This window comes from Pseudomonas sp. NFPP02, assembly GCF_900119355.1.
In the GTDB taxonomy this organism is placed as follows: domain Bacteria; phylum Pseudomonadota; class Gammaproteobacteria; order Pseudomonadales; family Pseudomonadaceae; genus Aquipseudomonas; species Aquipseudomonas paracarnis.
In genome coordinates, this window is record NZ_FPJI01000013.1 from 25,092 (window position 1) to 38,732 (window position 13,641).

Consider the following 13,641-nt stretch of genomic DNA (forward strand, 5'->3'; position numbering starts at 1 on the left):
ATGCAAAAGATTCGTCGTGACGACGAGATCATCGTGATCGCCGGCAAAGACAAAGGTAAGCGCGGTAAGGTGCTTAAGGTTCTCGCTAATAACCGTCTGGTTATCGGTGGTCTGAACCTGGTCAAGCGTCATACCAAGCCTAACCCGATGTCGGGCGTGCAGGGCGGTATCGTCGAGAAAGAAGCTCCGCTGGATGCTTCTAACGTCGCCATCTTCAACGGCGAAACCAACAAGGCTGACCGCGTTGGTTTCAAAGTAGAAGACGGTAAGAAAATTCGTGTCTTCAAGTCGACCCAAAAAGCGGTTGATGCTTGAACACTGCTAGGTAGATTAGACCATGGCACGACTACAAGAGATTTACCGGAAGGAAATCGCCCCTAAGCTTAAGGAAGAACTTAAGCTCGGGAACGTGATGGAAGTTCCGCGCGTCACCAAAATCACCCTGAACATGGGTCTGGGCGAAGCGATCGGCGACAAAAAAGTCATCGAGCACGCTGTTGCTGACCTGGAAAAGATCACCGGTCAAAAAGTCGTTGTGACTTACGCTCGGAAATCCATCGCTGGCTTTAAAGTCCGTGAAGGTTGGCCGATCGGCGTCAAAGTGACTCTGCGCCGTGAGCGTATGTACGAATTCCTGGATCGTCTGCTGTCGATCTCCCTGCCTCGGGTCCGCGACTTCCGCGGCCTGAATGCCAAGTCCTTCGATGGTCGTGGTAACTACAGCATGGGCGTGAAAGAGCAGATCATCTTCCCGGAAATCGACTACGACAAGATCGATGCTCTCCGCGGTCTGGACATCACCCTGACCACCACTGCCAAGAACGATGATGAAGGCCGCGCTCTGCTGCGTGCGTTCAAATTCCCGTTCCGCAACTGATTGGAGTAGGACCATGGCCAAGATGAGCATGAAAAACCGCGAGCTGAAGCGTCAGCTCACGGTTGCCAAGTACGCCAAGAAGCGTGCAGCACTGAAAGCAATCATCGTTGATCTGAACGCAAGTCCAGAAGCGCGTTGGGAAGCTACAGTTGCTCTGCAGAAGCAGCCACGTGACGCAAGCGCTTCGCGCATGCGTAACCGCTGCCGCCTGACCGGTCGTCCACACGGCGTTTACCGCAAGTTCGGCCTCGGCCGTAACAAACTGCGTGAAGCGGCAATGCGTGGTGACGTACCAGGTCTGGTTAAAGCCAGCTGGTAAGTACTTTCAACGTCCAGGTGGTCGGAATCGCAAGATACTGACCGCCGGTGACCTTGAATCTGGATCAAGCCCCTTTTGGGGCTTGTTTCATTTCTGGAGTATGTCTAAAATACGCGGCTCGCCTGAGCCCGTGTTTTTTGTGCTCGGAGATTCTCGGCGACATATGTAGCCGCAAGGCTAATTTTTTTGTATTAGGAGCGTCTAGCCCATGAGTATGCAGGACCCGTTAGCGGACATGCTAACTCGTATCCGTAATGCCCAGATGGCTGAAAAGTCCGTCGTAAGCATGCCATCTTCCAAGTTGAAGGTAGCTGTTGCCAAAGTCCTGAAAGACGAAGGCTACATTGCGGGTTATCAGATCAGCAGCGAAATCAAACCACTGCTGTCCATCGAGCTGAAGTACTTCGAAGGCCGTTCGGTCATCGAGGAAGTGAAGCGCGTTAGCCGTCCAGGCCTGCGTCAGTACAAGTCCGCTGAAGATCTGCCGAAAGTTCGTGGCGGTCTGGGCGTGTCTATCGTCTCCACCAACAAAGGTGTGATGACGGATCGTGCTGCGCGCGCTGCCGGTGTCGGCGGCGAAGTTCTTTGCACTGTGTTCTAAGGGGGGATAAGCATGTCTCGCGTCGCTAAGAACCCCGTTAAGCTGCCAGCCGGTGTCGAAGTCAAATTCGCAGGCCAACAGCTTTCGGTGAAGGGTGCCAAGGGTACTCTTGAACTGAACATCCATTCGTCCGTTGAGATCGTTGAAGAAGCTGGTGAGCTGCGTTTCGCTGCTCGCAATGGCGATCAACAAACTCGCGCAATGGCCGGTACCACGCGTGCGTTGGTAAACAACATGGTCCAAGGCGTAAGCCAAGGCTTCGAGCGTAAGCTCCAGCTGGTCGGTGTTGGTTACAAAGCGCAAGCAAAAGGCACGGTTTTGAACCTTGCCCTTGGCTTCTCGCACCCAGTGGATTACGAACTGCCAGCGGGCATCACTGCTGAGACTCCTAGCCAGACCGATATCCTGATCAAGGGCATCGACAAGCAGCTGGTAGGTCAAGTGGCCGCTGAGATCCGCGACTTCCGTCCACCAGAGCCGTACAAAGGCAAAGGTGTGCGCTACGCGGACGAAGTCGTCCGTCGTAAAGAAGCCAAGAAGAAGTAGGGCATAGCAAATGACCGACAAAAAAGTTACTCGACTGCGTCGCGCTCGCAAAGCACGCCTGAAAATGCACGAACTCGAAGTCGTGCGTCTCTGCGTGTTCCGCTCGTCGCAGCACATCTACGCCCAGGTCATCTCGGCCGACGGCAACAAAGTCCTGGCAAGCGCCTCGACTTTGGATAAAGAACTGCGTGATGGTGCCACTGGCAACATCGACGCGGCCACAAAGGTTGGCCAGCTGGTCGCTACGCGTGCTAAGGCCGCTGGCGTCTCGCAAGTGGCTTTCGACCGCTCTGGCTTCAAGTACCATGGCCGCGTGAAAGCGCTGGCTGATGCTGCTCGTGAAGCTGGGCTGGAGTTCTAAGTTATGTCAAATAACGACCAAAAGCGCGACGAAGGCTACATTGAGAAGCTGGTTCAAGTTAACCGCGTAGCCAAAACCGTTAAAGGCGGCCGTATCTTCACTTTCACCGCGTTGACCGTGGTGGGTGATGGTAAAGGGCGTGTTGGCTTCGGCCGTGGCAAGTCACGTGAAGTGCCTGCCGCGATCCAGAAGGCGATGGAAGCTGCTCGTCGCAACATGATCCAGGTTGATCTGAACGGCACCACTCTGCAGTACGCAATGAAGTCCGCTCACGGCGCTTCGAAGGTGTACATGCAGCCTGCTTCTGAAGGTACCGGTATCATCGCTGGCGGCGCTATGCGTGCTGTCCTCGAAGTTGCTGGCGTTCAGAACGTTCTGGCCAAGTGCTACGGCTCGACTAACCCGGTAAACGTGGTTCACGCCACTTTCAAGGGTCTGAAGGCTATGCAATCTCCTGAGTCCATCGCTGCCAAGCGTGGTCTGACTGTCAAGGAGATCTTCTGATCATGGCTACCGTTAAAGTAACGCTGATCAAAAGCATGACCGGCCGCATCCCTAACCACAAATTGTGCGTTAAAGGTTTGGGTCTGCGTCGCATCGGTCACACTGTAGAAGTCCAGGATACTCCCGAGAATCGCGGGATGATCAACAAGGCTTACTACATGCTGCGTGTAGAGGGTTAATCGATGAAACTCAATGATCTGAGTCCAGCGCCGGGTTCCCGTCGCGAAAAGCATCGTCCGGGCCGTGGTATCGGTAGTGGTTTGGGTAAGACCGGTGGCCGTGGCCACAAGGGTCAAACCTCCCGCTCCGGTGGCACCATTGCTCCAGGCTTTGAAGGCGGTCAACAGCCGCTGCATCGTCGCCTGCCCAAGTTCGGTTTCGTATCCCTGAAAGCCATGGATCGCGCAGAAGTGCGTCTGTCCGAGCTGGCTAAAGTGGAAGGCGACATCGTTACTGTGCAGACCCTGAAAGATGCCAACGTGATCAACGTCAACGTACAGCGTGTGAAAATCATGCTGTCCGGTGAAGTGACTCGCGCTGTCACTATCGGCAAGGGAATCGGCGCCACCAAAGGTGCGCGTTCGGCTATCGAAGCAGCTGGCGGCAAGTTCGAGGAATAAATGGCTAAGCAAGGTGCTCTCTCAGCGCTCGGCAAAGGCGGTATGTCTGAACTTTGGGCTCGTCTGCGTTTTCTGTTCCTGGCGATTATCGTCTACCGAATAGGCGCACACATCCCGGTTCCAGGTATCAACCCGGACCGACTCGCAGACCTGTTTCGACAGAATGAGGGGACCATTCTTAGCTTGTTCAACATGTTTTCCGGCGGCGCGCTGGAGCGGATGAGCATCTTTGCACTGGGGATCATGCCGTATATCTCGGCATCGATCATCATGCAGCTGATGACAGCCGTCAGCCCGCAGCTGGAGCAGTTGAAGAAGGAAGGTGAAGCTGGCCGTCGCAAGATTAGCCAGTACACCCGCTACGGCACTGTCGTCCTCGCCCTGGTTCAAGCTATCGGCATGTCCGTTGGCCTGGCAGGGCAGGGCGTTGCGTTCACTGGTGACTTTGGCTTCCATTTCGTCGCGGTATCCACGTTTGTGGCTGGTGCGATGTTCATGATGTGGCTGGGTGAGCAGATTACTGAGCGTGGTGTTGGCAACGGTATCTCGATGTTGATTTTCGCAGGTATCGTCGCCGGTCTTCCGAGAGCAATCGGGCAGTCTTTCGAGTCTGCGCGTCAGGGTGATATCAATATCTTCGCCTTGGTTGCCATCGGTTTGCTGGCAGTAGCGATTATCGGTTTTGTGGTGTTCATTGAGCGTGGCCAGCGTCGTATTGCTGTTCACTACGCCAAGCGTCAGCAGGGCCGTAAGGTCTTTGCTGCGCAGACCAGCCACTTGCCGCTGAAAGTGAATATGGCCGGTGTTATTCCGGCAATTTTCGCGAGCAGCATCTTGCTGTTTCCGGCTTCGTTGGGTACCTGGTTTGGTCAGTCTGAAAATATGGGCTGGCTGCAGGACCTCTCTCAGTCGATCGCTCCTGGTCAGCCGTTGAATATTCTGCTGTTTAGTGCAGGGATTATTTTCTTCTGCTTCTTCTATACGGCGTTGATGTTCAATCCGAAAGACGTAGCGGAAAACCTGAAGAAGTCCGGTGCCTTTATTCCGGGCATCCGTCCAGGTGAGCAGTCGGCACGCTACATTGATGGCGTTCTGACCCGTTTGACCCTGTTCGGTGCTCTATATATGACGGCCGTGTGCTTGTTGCCCCAGTTCCTGGTGGTTGCAGCAAACGTTCCGTTCTACCTTGGCGGGACCTCGTTGCTGATCGTGGTCGTGGTTGTGATGGACTTCATGTCCCAAGTACAATCGCACCTCGTTTCGCACCAGTACGAATCCCTGATGAAGAAAGCCAACCTGAAGGGCTACGGCAGCGGCATGTTGCGCTGAGTACCCCATAAGGTTCGAGGAGTTGGTGATGAAAGTTCGTGCATCGGTGAAAAAGCTGTGCCGTAACTGCAAGATTATTCGCCGCGAAGGTGTTGTTCGAGTAATTTGCAGCGCGGAACCGCGTCACAAACAGCGCCAAGGCTGAGTGTGATCCGCTTGAAGCCCGGCAGCTAGTGCGCTGCCGGGTTGATTATTTGTTATTACAGCGATATTATCTCGCGCCCTATTTCTTGGCTTCCGGGGCGTAGGTAGCTGTCAATTGGAGTCCCACTGAATGGCCCGTATTGCAGGCGTTAACATTCCAGATAACAAGCACACTGTTATCTCGCTGACCTACATCTATGGTGTTGGTCGCACTACTGCGCAGAAAATTTGCGCGGTTGCTGGGGTAAACCCAGCCGCTAAGATCAAGGATCTGAGCGACGAGCAGATTGAACAGCTGCGTGGCGAAGTGGCGAAGTTCACCACTGAAGGTGACCTGCGTCGCGAAATCAACATGAAAATCAAGCGTTTGATGGACCTCGGTTGCTATCGCGGTCTGCGTCATCGTCGTGGTCTTCCAGTACGCGGTCAGCGTACCAAGACTAACGCGCGTACCCGTAAAGGTCCGCGTAAGCCGATCCGCAAGTAATCGCCCCAGCGAATCGACAGGAAAATTATCATGGCAAAACCTGCTGCTCGTCCTCGTAAAAAAGTTAAAAAGACAGTGGTTGATGGCATCGCCCACATCCATGCATCTTTTAACAACACCATCGTGACCATCACCGACCGTCAAGGTAACGCGCTTTCTTGGGCTACCTCCGGTGGTTCGGGTTTCCGCGGTTCCCGCAAGTCCACCCCGTTTGCTGCTCAAGTAGCTGCTGAACGTGCTGGTCAAGCTGCGCTGGAATATGGCCTGAAAAACCTCGACGTTAACGTCAAAGGTCCAGGTCCAGGTCGTGAGTCTGCTGTCCGTGCTTTGAACGGCTGTGGCTATAAGATCGCCAGCATCACCGACGTGACGCCAATCCCGCACAACGGGTGCCGTCCGCCGAAGAAGCGCCGCGTGTAATCCAGGAGATTGTAAAGAATGGCTCGTTACATTGGTCCAAAATGCAAACTCGCTCGTCGCGAAGGCACCGATCTCTTCCTGAAGAGCGGCGTGCGCGCGATCGAATCGAAGTGCAACATTGAAGCAGCACCTGGTATCCACGGCCAACGCCGCGGTCGCCAGTCCGACTACGGCACCCAACTGCGTGAAAAGCAGAAGGTCCGTCGTATCTACGGCGTTCTCGAGCGTCAGTTCAGCGGCTACTACAAAGAAGCTGCTGGCAAGAAAGGTGCAACCGGTGAAAACCTGCTGCAACTGCTCGAATGCCGTTTGGACAACGTTGTATACCGTATGGGCTTTGGTTCGACTCGTGCCGAATCCCGTCAGCTGGTATCGCACAAGTCGATCAGCGTTAACGGTCAGACCGTAAACGTTCCGTCCTACCAGGTTCGTGCTGGTGACGTGGTCGCAGTTCGCGAGAAAGCAAAAAACCAACTTCGCATTGTCCAAGCTCTCGATCTGTGTGCCCAACGTGGCCGCGTAGAATGGGTAGAAGTAGACACTGAGAAGAAGTCGGGCGTTTTCAAGAACGTTCCTGCTCGCAGTGATCTGTCCGCCGACATCAACGAAAGCCTGATTGTCGAGCTCTACTCCAAGTAAGGGCTAGAAAATAGGTGCATCCATGCAGATTTCGGTAAATGAGTTCCTGACACCCCGCCACATTGATGTGCAGGTTGTCAGTCCAACCCGCGCTAAAATTACTCTCGAGCCTCTCGAGCGTGGTTTTGGCCACACCCTGGGCAACGCGCTGCGCCGCATCCTGTTGTCCTCAATGCCCGGCTGTGCAGTAGTCGAGGCCGAGATTGACGGTGTGCTCCACGAGTACAGCGCCATCGAAGGTGTACAGGAAGACGTAATTGAAATCCTGTTGAACCTTAAAGGTCTGGCTATCAAGCTGCACGGCCGTGACGAAGTTACGCTGACCTTGTCGAAGAAGGGTTCGGGGGTGGTTACCGCTGCCGATATTCAGCTGGATCATGATGTCGAGATCGTTAACCCCGATCACGTAATCGCTAACCTGGCGTCTAACGGCGCCCTGAACATGAAGCTCACTGTAGCTCGTGGTCGTGGTTATGAACCGGCCGACTCGCGTCAGAGCGATGAAGACGAAAGCCGCAGCATTGGTCGCTTGCAGCTTGACTCTTCGTTCAGCCCGGTTCGCCGTATCGCATACGTGGTGGAAAACGCCCGTGTCGAGCAGCGTACTAACCTGGACAAGCTGGTTATTGATCTGGAAACCAACGGTACCCTGGATCCTGAAGAGGCTATCCGCCGCGCTGCAACCATTCTGCAACAGCAGTTGGCTGCGTTCGTCGACCTCAAAGGTGACAGCGAACCAGTGGTAATCGAGCAGGAAGACGAGATCGATCCGATCCTGCTTCGCCCGGTTGACGATCTGGAACTGACTGTACGTTCGGCTAACTGCCTTAAGGCGGAAAACATTTACTACATCGGTGACCTGATCCAGCGCACCGAAGTAGAACTGTTGAAGACTCCGAACCTGGGCAAGAAATCCTTGACTGAAATCAAGGACGTTCTGGCCTCCCGCGGTCTGTCCCTCGGCATGCGCCTCGACAACTGGCCGCCTGCAAGTCTTAAGAAGGACGACAAGGCGACTGCCTGATCGTCGTAATCACCGAACGTGAGTTTGGTAAGGAATGAACCATGCGTCATCGTAAAAGTGGTCGTCACCTGAGCCGTACCAGCTCGCACCGCAAGGCCATGTTCCAAAACATGGCGGTGTCGCTGTTCGAGCACGAGCTGATCAAAACTACACTGCCGAAAGCTAAAGAACTGCGTCGCGTTGCTGAGCCGCTGATCACTTTGGCCAAGACAGACAGCCTGGCTAACCGCCGTCTGGCTTTCGACCGTACTCGTTCGAAAGCTATCGTTGGTAAGCTCTTCAACGACCTGGGCAAGCGTTACGCTACCCGTGAGGGCGGCTACCTGCGCATCCTCAAGTGCGGTTTCCGCGCTGGCGACAACGCGCCTATGGCGTACGTCGAGTTGGTTGATCGTGCTACTGCCGGCGAAGCTGTAAGCGCCGAGTAATACGACAAGCTGCAACGAAGAACCGGGCCTAGTGCCCGGTTTTTTGTGCGCGTAACAAAAGCGCGTTGCGTACAAGAATCTTCAGGCGACACGCTTCACTATGAGCGTCGGGCATGTTGGTAGTTATTTTCTATTGAAGCCTACAATTTAATGAATTTGTAGGTGTCATGTGGATGGTCAATACTCCCTCCAAGCCGATTAGCCGGCAGTTTCAAGCCCGACCTGAGGAAGATGCGCATGAGCCAGAATAAAGTCCTTACCACCGCCAGCGGCGCGCCCGTTGCGGACAATCAGAACTCACGTTCCGCCGGCCCTCGTGGCCCCTTGCTGCTCGACGATTTTCACCTGATCGAGAAGCTCGCTCACTTCAACCGTGAAAACATCCCTGAGCGTCGCGTGCACGCCAAAGGTTCGGGTGCCTTCGGTACCTTCACGGTGACAAAAGACATTACCCAATACACCAGCGCCAAATTGTTCGAGTCCGTTGGCAAGCAGACCCCTACGTTCTTGCGTTTCTCCACGGTGGGTGGGGAGCGCGGTTCGGCCGACACTGAGCGCGATCCACGTGGTTTCGCCTTGAAGTTCTACACCGAGGAAGGTAACTGGGACATCGTCGGTAACAACACCCCTGTGTTCTTTATCCGTGATCCGCTGAAGTTCCCGGACTTTATCCACACCCAGAAACGCCTGCCGCAGAGCAACCTGAAAAGCGCGCAGATGATGTGGGACTTCTGGTCGCACTCACCAGAGGCGCTGCATCAGGTCACCATTCTGTTTTCGGACCGTGGCATCCCGGACGGCTATCGCCACATGCATGGTTTCGGCAGCCACACTTACAGTCTGATCAATGCCCAGGGCGAGCGTCATTGGGTGAAGTGGCACTACAAGACCAAGCAAGGCATCAAGAACCTGGCGCCGGCCGAGGCTGCCCGCTTGGCGGGTACCGATCCTGACTACGCCCAGCGCGATCTGTTTGGTGCAATCGAGCGCGGTGACTTCCCCAAATGGCGCGTGTGCATCCAGATCATGACCGAGGCACAGGCGAATGCCCATTACGAGAACCCGTTTGATGTGACCAAGACCTGGTCGCAAAAAGAGTTCCCGTTGATTGAAGTGGGTGAGCTGGAGCTCAACCGTAATCCGCAAAACTACTTCGCAGAAGTTGAGCAGGCTGCATTTGGCCCAAGCAACATGGTCCCAGGCGTTGGCCTGTCCCCAGACCGTATGCTCCAAGGTAGGGTGTTCGCCTACGCAGATGCTCACCGCTACCGTGTCGGCACTAACCACCAGCAACTGCCGGTGAACGCGCCACGTAGCCCGGTTAACAGCTACCAGCGTGACGGTTCCATGGCTTTCGGCAGCAATGGTGGGGCGGCTCCGAACTACGAGCCAAACAGCTATGTCGACGCACCAAAACAAGCCCCGCAATATGCAGAGCCAGCACTGGCCCTGAGCGGCGCCGCCGATCGTTACGATCACCGCGAAGATACGGACTACTACAGCCACGCCGGTGCGCTGTTCCGTCTGATGAATGATGAGCAAAAAGCGTTGCTCACCAATAACATCGCGGGCGCAATGGCTGGGGTTTCCAGCGATGTGGTCCAGCGTCAACTGCAGCACTTCTATAAGGCCGACCCGGCTTATGGAGAAGCAATTGCAAAGGCATTGGGTGTATCGCTTAACTGACTCTAAACGATAAGCAGAACCGCCCTCATTTGGGCGGTTTTTGCGTTATTTCAGCTACTTTTCTCCGGAAATCTTCACTTTTCTGCCGTTTGTCCCGTGACCTTCAAGTCAGCATGGTTCAAACTACAGTCTTTCAAGCAGGGAGATGTAGGGCGATGCAAGGTCACCCCGACGTAATCGATTACCTCAACACGTTGCTGACGGGCGAACTGGCAGCTCGTGACCAATATTTCATCCATTCGCGTATGTACGAAGACTGGGGCTTTACCGAGCTCTATGAGCGTATCAACCACGAAATGGAAGAAGAGGCACAGCACGCTGACGCCCTGATGCGCCGCATTCTGATGCTCGAAGGCACGCCGCGTATGCGTCCTGATGATCTGGACGTGGGTACCACAGTGCCAGACATGCTCGCTGCCGATCTTCGCCTTGAGTACAAGGTACGTGCCGCACTCTGCAAGGGCATCGAGCTTTGCGAACAGCACAACGACTATGTCACCCGCGAAATATTGCGGGTGCAGTTGAATGACACCGAAGAAGATCACACCTACTGGCTGGAAAAGCAGTTGGGCCTGATCAAGTTGATCGGCCTGGAGAATTACCTGCAATCGCAGTTCTGATTCCCGGTTACAAAAAGCCCCTGTCACCGCAAAGTGGCAGGGGCTTTTTATTGGGCGATGAAAAAATCAGGCCCTGTCGCGTTCCAGCAACGGTTTCAAGTAGTAACCGGTGTGCGATTGAGGCATTTCGGAAACCTGCTCCGGAGTGCCCACTGCGATGATCTGGCCACCCTTAGAACCACCTTCTGGCCCCAGGTCTACCAGCCAGTCGGCAGTCTTGATCACATCAAGGTTGTGCTCGATCACCACCACGGTATTGCCGTGGTCCCGCAAGCGGTGCAGTACGTCCAGCAACTGCTGGATATCCGCGAAGTGCAGGCCAGTGGTCGGCTCATCGAGGATATACAAGGTTTTGCCGGTATCACGCTTGGACAGCTCGCGAGACAGCTTGACCCGCTGCGCCTCGCCACCCGACAGCGTGGTCGCTGACTGCCCCAGCTTGATGTACGACAGGCCCACATCCATCAGCGTCTGCAGCTTGCGCGCCAGCGCCGGCACTGCGTCGAAGAACTCGCGAGCTTCCTCGATCGTCATTTCCAAGGTCTCGTGGATGCTCTTGCCCTTGTACTTGATCTCCAGGGTCTCGCGGTTGTAGCGCTTGCTCTTGCACACATCGCACGGCACGTAGATGTCCGGCAGGAAGTGCATTTCCACCTTGATCAGGCCATCGCCCTGGCACGCTTCACAGCGGCCGCCCTTGACGTTGAACGAGAAGCGGCCCGGCCCATAACCCCGTGAGCGCGACTCTGGCACGCCAGCGAACAACTCACGGATAGGGGTAAACAGCCCGGTGTAGGTGGCTGGGTTGGAGCGAGGCGTACGCCCAATCGGGCTCTGGTCGATGTCGACCACCTTGTCCAGATGTTCCAGGCCCTTGATGCTGTCGTGAGCCGCCGCTTCCAGGGTGGTCGCGCCATTCAGGGCGGTGGCACTCAGTGGGAACAGGGTGTTGTTGATCAGCGTCGACTTGCCCGAACCGGAAACACCGGTCACGCAGGTCAGCAGGCCCAGCGGAATCTCCAGGTCGACATTGCGCAGGTTGTTCCCGCGCGCGCCCTTGAGATGCAGCGCCATCTTCTTGTTACGCGGCGTTCGCTTGGCGGGTACTTCAATCTTCACACGCCCCGACAAGTATTTGCCGGTCAGTGAATCAGGATGTGCCATCACCTCGGCAGGCGTGCCTTCAGCAACGATATGGCCACCATGCACGCCCGCGCCGGGGCCGATATCGACCACGTAGTCCGCCAGGCGGATAGCGTCTTCATCATGCTCCACCACGATCACGGTATTGCCGATATCGCGCAGGTGTTTCAGCGTGCCCAGCAGGCGGTCGTTATCTCGTTGGTGCAAGCCAATCGACGGCTCGTCGAGGATATACAGCACGCCCACAAGGCCCGCGCCGATCTGGCTGGCCAGGCGAATGCGCTGTGCCTCACCGCCAGACAGGGTATCGGCACTGCGGTCCAGCGACAGATAGTCCAGGCCCACGTTGACCAGGAACTGCAACCGCTCGCGAATCTCCTTGAGGATCTTGTCGGCAATTTCGCCACGACGACCGGTCAGCTTCAGCACGCCAAAGTATTCACAGGCATCGCCGATCGGCAGGTTGGTTACTGCAGGCAAGGTCTTCTCGCCCACCCATACATGCCGGGCTTCACGGCGCAGGCGCGTGCCACGGCAATCCGGGCATGGCTGTGTGCTGAGGAACTTCGCCAGCTCCTCGCGCACGCTCGCCGATTCGGTTTCGCGGTAACGGCGTTCCAGGTTCGGCACGATGCCTTCGAACGGGTGCGAGCGCTTGACGATATCACCGCGATCGTTCAGGTATTTGAAGTCGACATTCTGCGAACCGCTGCCATTTAGAATGACCTTCTGCTGGTCTGCCGGGAGTTGGTTGAACGGTACTTCCAGGCTGAACTTGTAGTGGGAGGCCAACGACCCAAGCATCTGGAAGTAGTAGACGTTACGTCTGTCCCATCCGCGTATCGCCCCCTCGGCCAGGGTCAGGTCACCATTGACCAGGCGCTTGATATCGAAAAACTGCTTCACACCCAGGCCGTCGCAAGTCGGGCAGGCGCCGGCCGGGTTGTTGAAGGAAAACAGCTTGGGTTCCAGCTCACTGATGGCATGGCCACAGATCGGGCACGCAAAGCGCGCGGAGAAGATGATCTCTTCGCCCGGCTCGTCATCCATCGGCGCTACCAGGGCAATGCCATCGGCCAGCTTCAGCGCGGTTTCGAACGATTCCGCCAAACGCTGTTGCAAGTCGGCACGCACCTTGAATCGGTCGACCACCACATCAATGGAGTGCTTTTTCTGCTTGTCCAGCTTCGGCGCTTCGTCCAGCTCGTAGAGCTTGCCGTTGATGCGCGCACGTACAAAGCCCTGGGCACGCAGCTCTTCGAAGACCGACAGGTGTTCGCCCTTGCGCTCGCGAATGACAGGCGCCAGCAGCATCAGCTTGGCGCCTTCGGGCTGGGCCAGCACCAGGTCGACCATCTGGCTGACGGTCTGGGCTTCCAGGGGGATATCGTGGTCCGGGCAGCGGGGGATACCCACGCGTGCGTAGAGCAGGCGCAGGTAGTCGTAGATCTCGGTAATGGTACCCACGGTGGAGCGCGGGTTGTGGGACGTGGATTTCTGCTCGATGGAAATAGCCGGCGACAGGCCTTCAATGGTGTCGACATCGGGCTTTTCCATCATCGACAGGAACTGCCGGGCGTAGGCCGACAGCGATTCCACATAGCGACGCTGACCTTCGGCATACAGCGTGTCGAACGCCAGGGACGATTTGCCGGAGCCGGACAAGCCGGTGATGACGATCAGTTTGTCCCGGGGCAGGGTCAGGTCGATGTTCTTCAGGTTGTGGGTTCTAGCCCCACGAATCAGGATCTTGTCCAAGATGGCCTCGCACGGCGGGCGTAAATGATGCCGGAGTATACGGCTAAAGACTGGATGAATATACACTGTCAAAACGCCGCCTGCAGCCTTACATGAAAGCTGCGCGGCAAAGCGCCGCATATACCCTCTCAATCG

General features: G+C 56.0%; 19 protein-coding genes. 18 read left to right on the top strand and 1 reads right to left on the bottom strand.

The features are described 5' to 3' along the window. From rplX to bfr, 18 genes are all read left to right on the top strand, one after another. Positions 1-315, top strand: a complete 315-nt coding sequence (gene rplX, locus BT204_RS21415) for a 50S ribosomal protein L24 (protein ID WP_003176416.1) — start codon at positions 1-3, stop codon at positions 313-315. Positions 316-337: 22 nt separating this feature from the next. After that, the gene (gene rplE / locus BT204_RS21420; protein ID WP_003194642.1) at positions 338-877 is read left to right on the top strand and encodes a 50S ribosomal protein L5; all 540 of its coding nucleotides are present in this window, start codon (positions 338-340) and stop codon (positions 875-877) included. 13 nt (positions 878-890) lie between these two features. After that, positions 891-1,196 (top strand): 30S ribosomal protein S14, encoded by a 306-nt coding sequence (gene rpsN, locus BT204_RS21425; RefSeq protein WP_003176414.1) that lies wholly within the window; start codon positions 891-893, stop codon positions 1,194-1,196. Positions 1,197-1,404: 208 nt separating this feature from the next. Further along, on the top strand, positions 1,405-1,797 hold the full coding sequence (rpsH, locus tag BT204_RS21430) for a 30S ribosomal protein S8 (RefSeq protein ID WP_003176413.1): 393 nt from the start codon (positions 1,405-1,407) through the stop codon (positions 1,795-1,797). Between the two features lie 12 nt (positions 1,798-1,809). Next, a complete protein-coding gene (gene rplF, locus BT204_RS21435) occupies positions 1,810-2,343 on the top strand; it encodes a 50S ribosomal protein L6 (protein ID WP_003194640.1) in 534 nt (177 codons plus the stop codon). Between the two features lie 10 nt (positions 2,344-2,353). Continuing rightward, a complete protein-coding gene (rplR, locus tag BT204_RS21440) occupies positions 2,354-2,704 on the top strand; it encodes a 50S ribosomal protein L18 (protein ID WP_003186037.1) in 351 nt (116 codons plus the stop codon). Positions 2,705-2,707: 3 nt separating this feature from the next. Further along, positions 2,708-3,208: a 30S ribosomal protein S5 gene (gene rpsE / locus BT204_RS21445; RefSeq protein WP_003176409.1), complete on the top strand. Its 501-nt coding sequence runs from the start codon at positions 2,708-2,710 to the stop codon at positions 3,206-3,208. Between the two features lie 2 nt (positions 3,209-3,210). Further along, complete coding sequence (gene rpmD / locus BT204_RS21450; protein ID WP_003176408.1) at positions 3,211-3,387, top strand: 50S ribosomal protein L30; 177 nt, start codon at positions 3,211-3,213, stop codon at positions 3,385-3,387. 3 nt (positions 3,388-3,390) lie between these two features. After that, positions 3,391-3,828, top strand: a complete 438-nt coding sequence (rplO, locus tag BT204_RS21455; RefSeq protein ID WP_003176407.1) for a 50S ribosomal protein L15 — start codon at positions 3,391-3,393, stop codon at positions 3,826-3,828. Beyond that, positions 3,829-5,157: a preprotein translocase subunit SecY gene (gene secY / locus BT204_RS21460; RefSeq protein WP_003194637.1), complete on the top strand. Its 1,329-nt coding sequence runs from the start codon at positions 3,829-3,831 to the stop codon at positions 5,155-5,157. 28 nt (positions 5,158-5,185) lie between these two features. Then, positions 5,186-5,302 carry a 50S ribosomal protein L36 gene (gene rpmJ, locus BT204_RS21465; protein WP_002555468.1) on the top strand — a complete coding sequence of 39 codons (117 nt, stop codon included), beginning with the start codon at positions 5,186-5,188 and terminating at the stop codon, positions 5,300-5,302. Between the two features lie 129 nt (positions 5,303-5,431). Continuing rightward, a complete protein-coding gene (gene rpsM, locus BT204_RS21470; RefSeq protein ID WP_003194635.1) occupies positions 5,432-5,788 on the top strand; it encodes a 30S ribosomal protein S13 in 357 nt (118 codons plus the stop codon). Between the two features lie 30 nt (positions 5,789-5,818). After that, on the top strand, positions 5,819-6,208 hold the full coding sequence (gene rpsK / locus BT204_RS21475; protein WP_002555466.1) for a 30S ribosomal protein S11: 390 nt from the start codon (positions 5,819-5,821) through the stop codon (positions 6,206-6,208). Between the two features lie 18 nt (positions 6,209-6,226). Continuing rightward, the gene (gene rpsD / locus BT204_RS21480; protein WP_003176404.1) at positions 6,227-6,847 is read left to right on the top strand and encodes a 30S ribosomal protein S4; all 621 of its coding nucleotides are present in this window, start codon (positions 6,227-6,229) and stop codon (positions 6,845-6,847) included. Between the two features lie 22 nt (positions 6,848-6,869). Next, positions 6,870-7,871, top strand: coding sequence for a DNA-directed RNA polymerase subunit alpha (rpoA, locus tag BT204_RS21485; protein ID WP_003176403.1), 1,002 nt, complete (start codon positions 6,870-6,872; stop codon positions 7,869-7,871). Between the two features lie 41 nt (positions 7,872-7,912). Continuing rightward, complete coding sequence (gene rplQ, locus BT204_RS21490) at positions 7,913-8,299, top strand: 50S ribosomal protein L17 (RefSeq protein WP_003176402.1); 387 nt, start codon at positions 7,913-7,915, stop codon at positions 8,297-8,299. Positions 8,300-8,536: 237 nt separating this feature from the next. Continuing rightward, a complete protein-coding gene (locus BT204_RS21495) occupies positions 8,537-9,985 on the top strand; it encodes a catalase (protein ID WP_072448202.1) in 1,449 nt (482 codons plus the stop codon). 155 nt (positions 9,986-10,140) lie between these two features. Continuing rightward, entirely contained in the window at positions 10,141-10,605 is a 465-nt protein-coding gene (bfr, locus tag BT204_RS21500) for a bacterioferritin (RefSeq protein ID WP_003176400.1), read from the top strand. A gap of 66 nt (positions 10,606-10,671) precedes the next feature. Here bfr and uvrA read toward each other — a convergent pair whose 3' ends face one another. Continuing rightward, positions 10,672-13,506: an excinuclease ABC subunit UvrA gene (gene uvrA, locus BT204_RS21505; RefSeq protein ID WP_054918198.1), complete on the bottom strand. Its 2,835-nt coding sequence runs from the start codon at positions 13,504-13,506 to the stop codon at positions 10,672-10,674. Between the last annotated feature and the right edge of the window lie 135 nt (positions 13,507-13,641).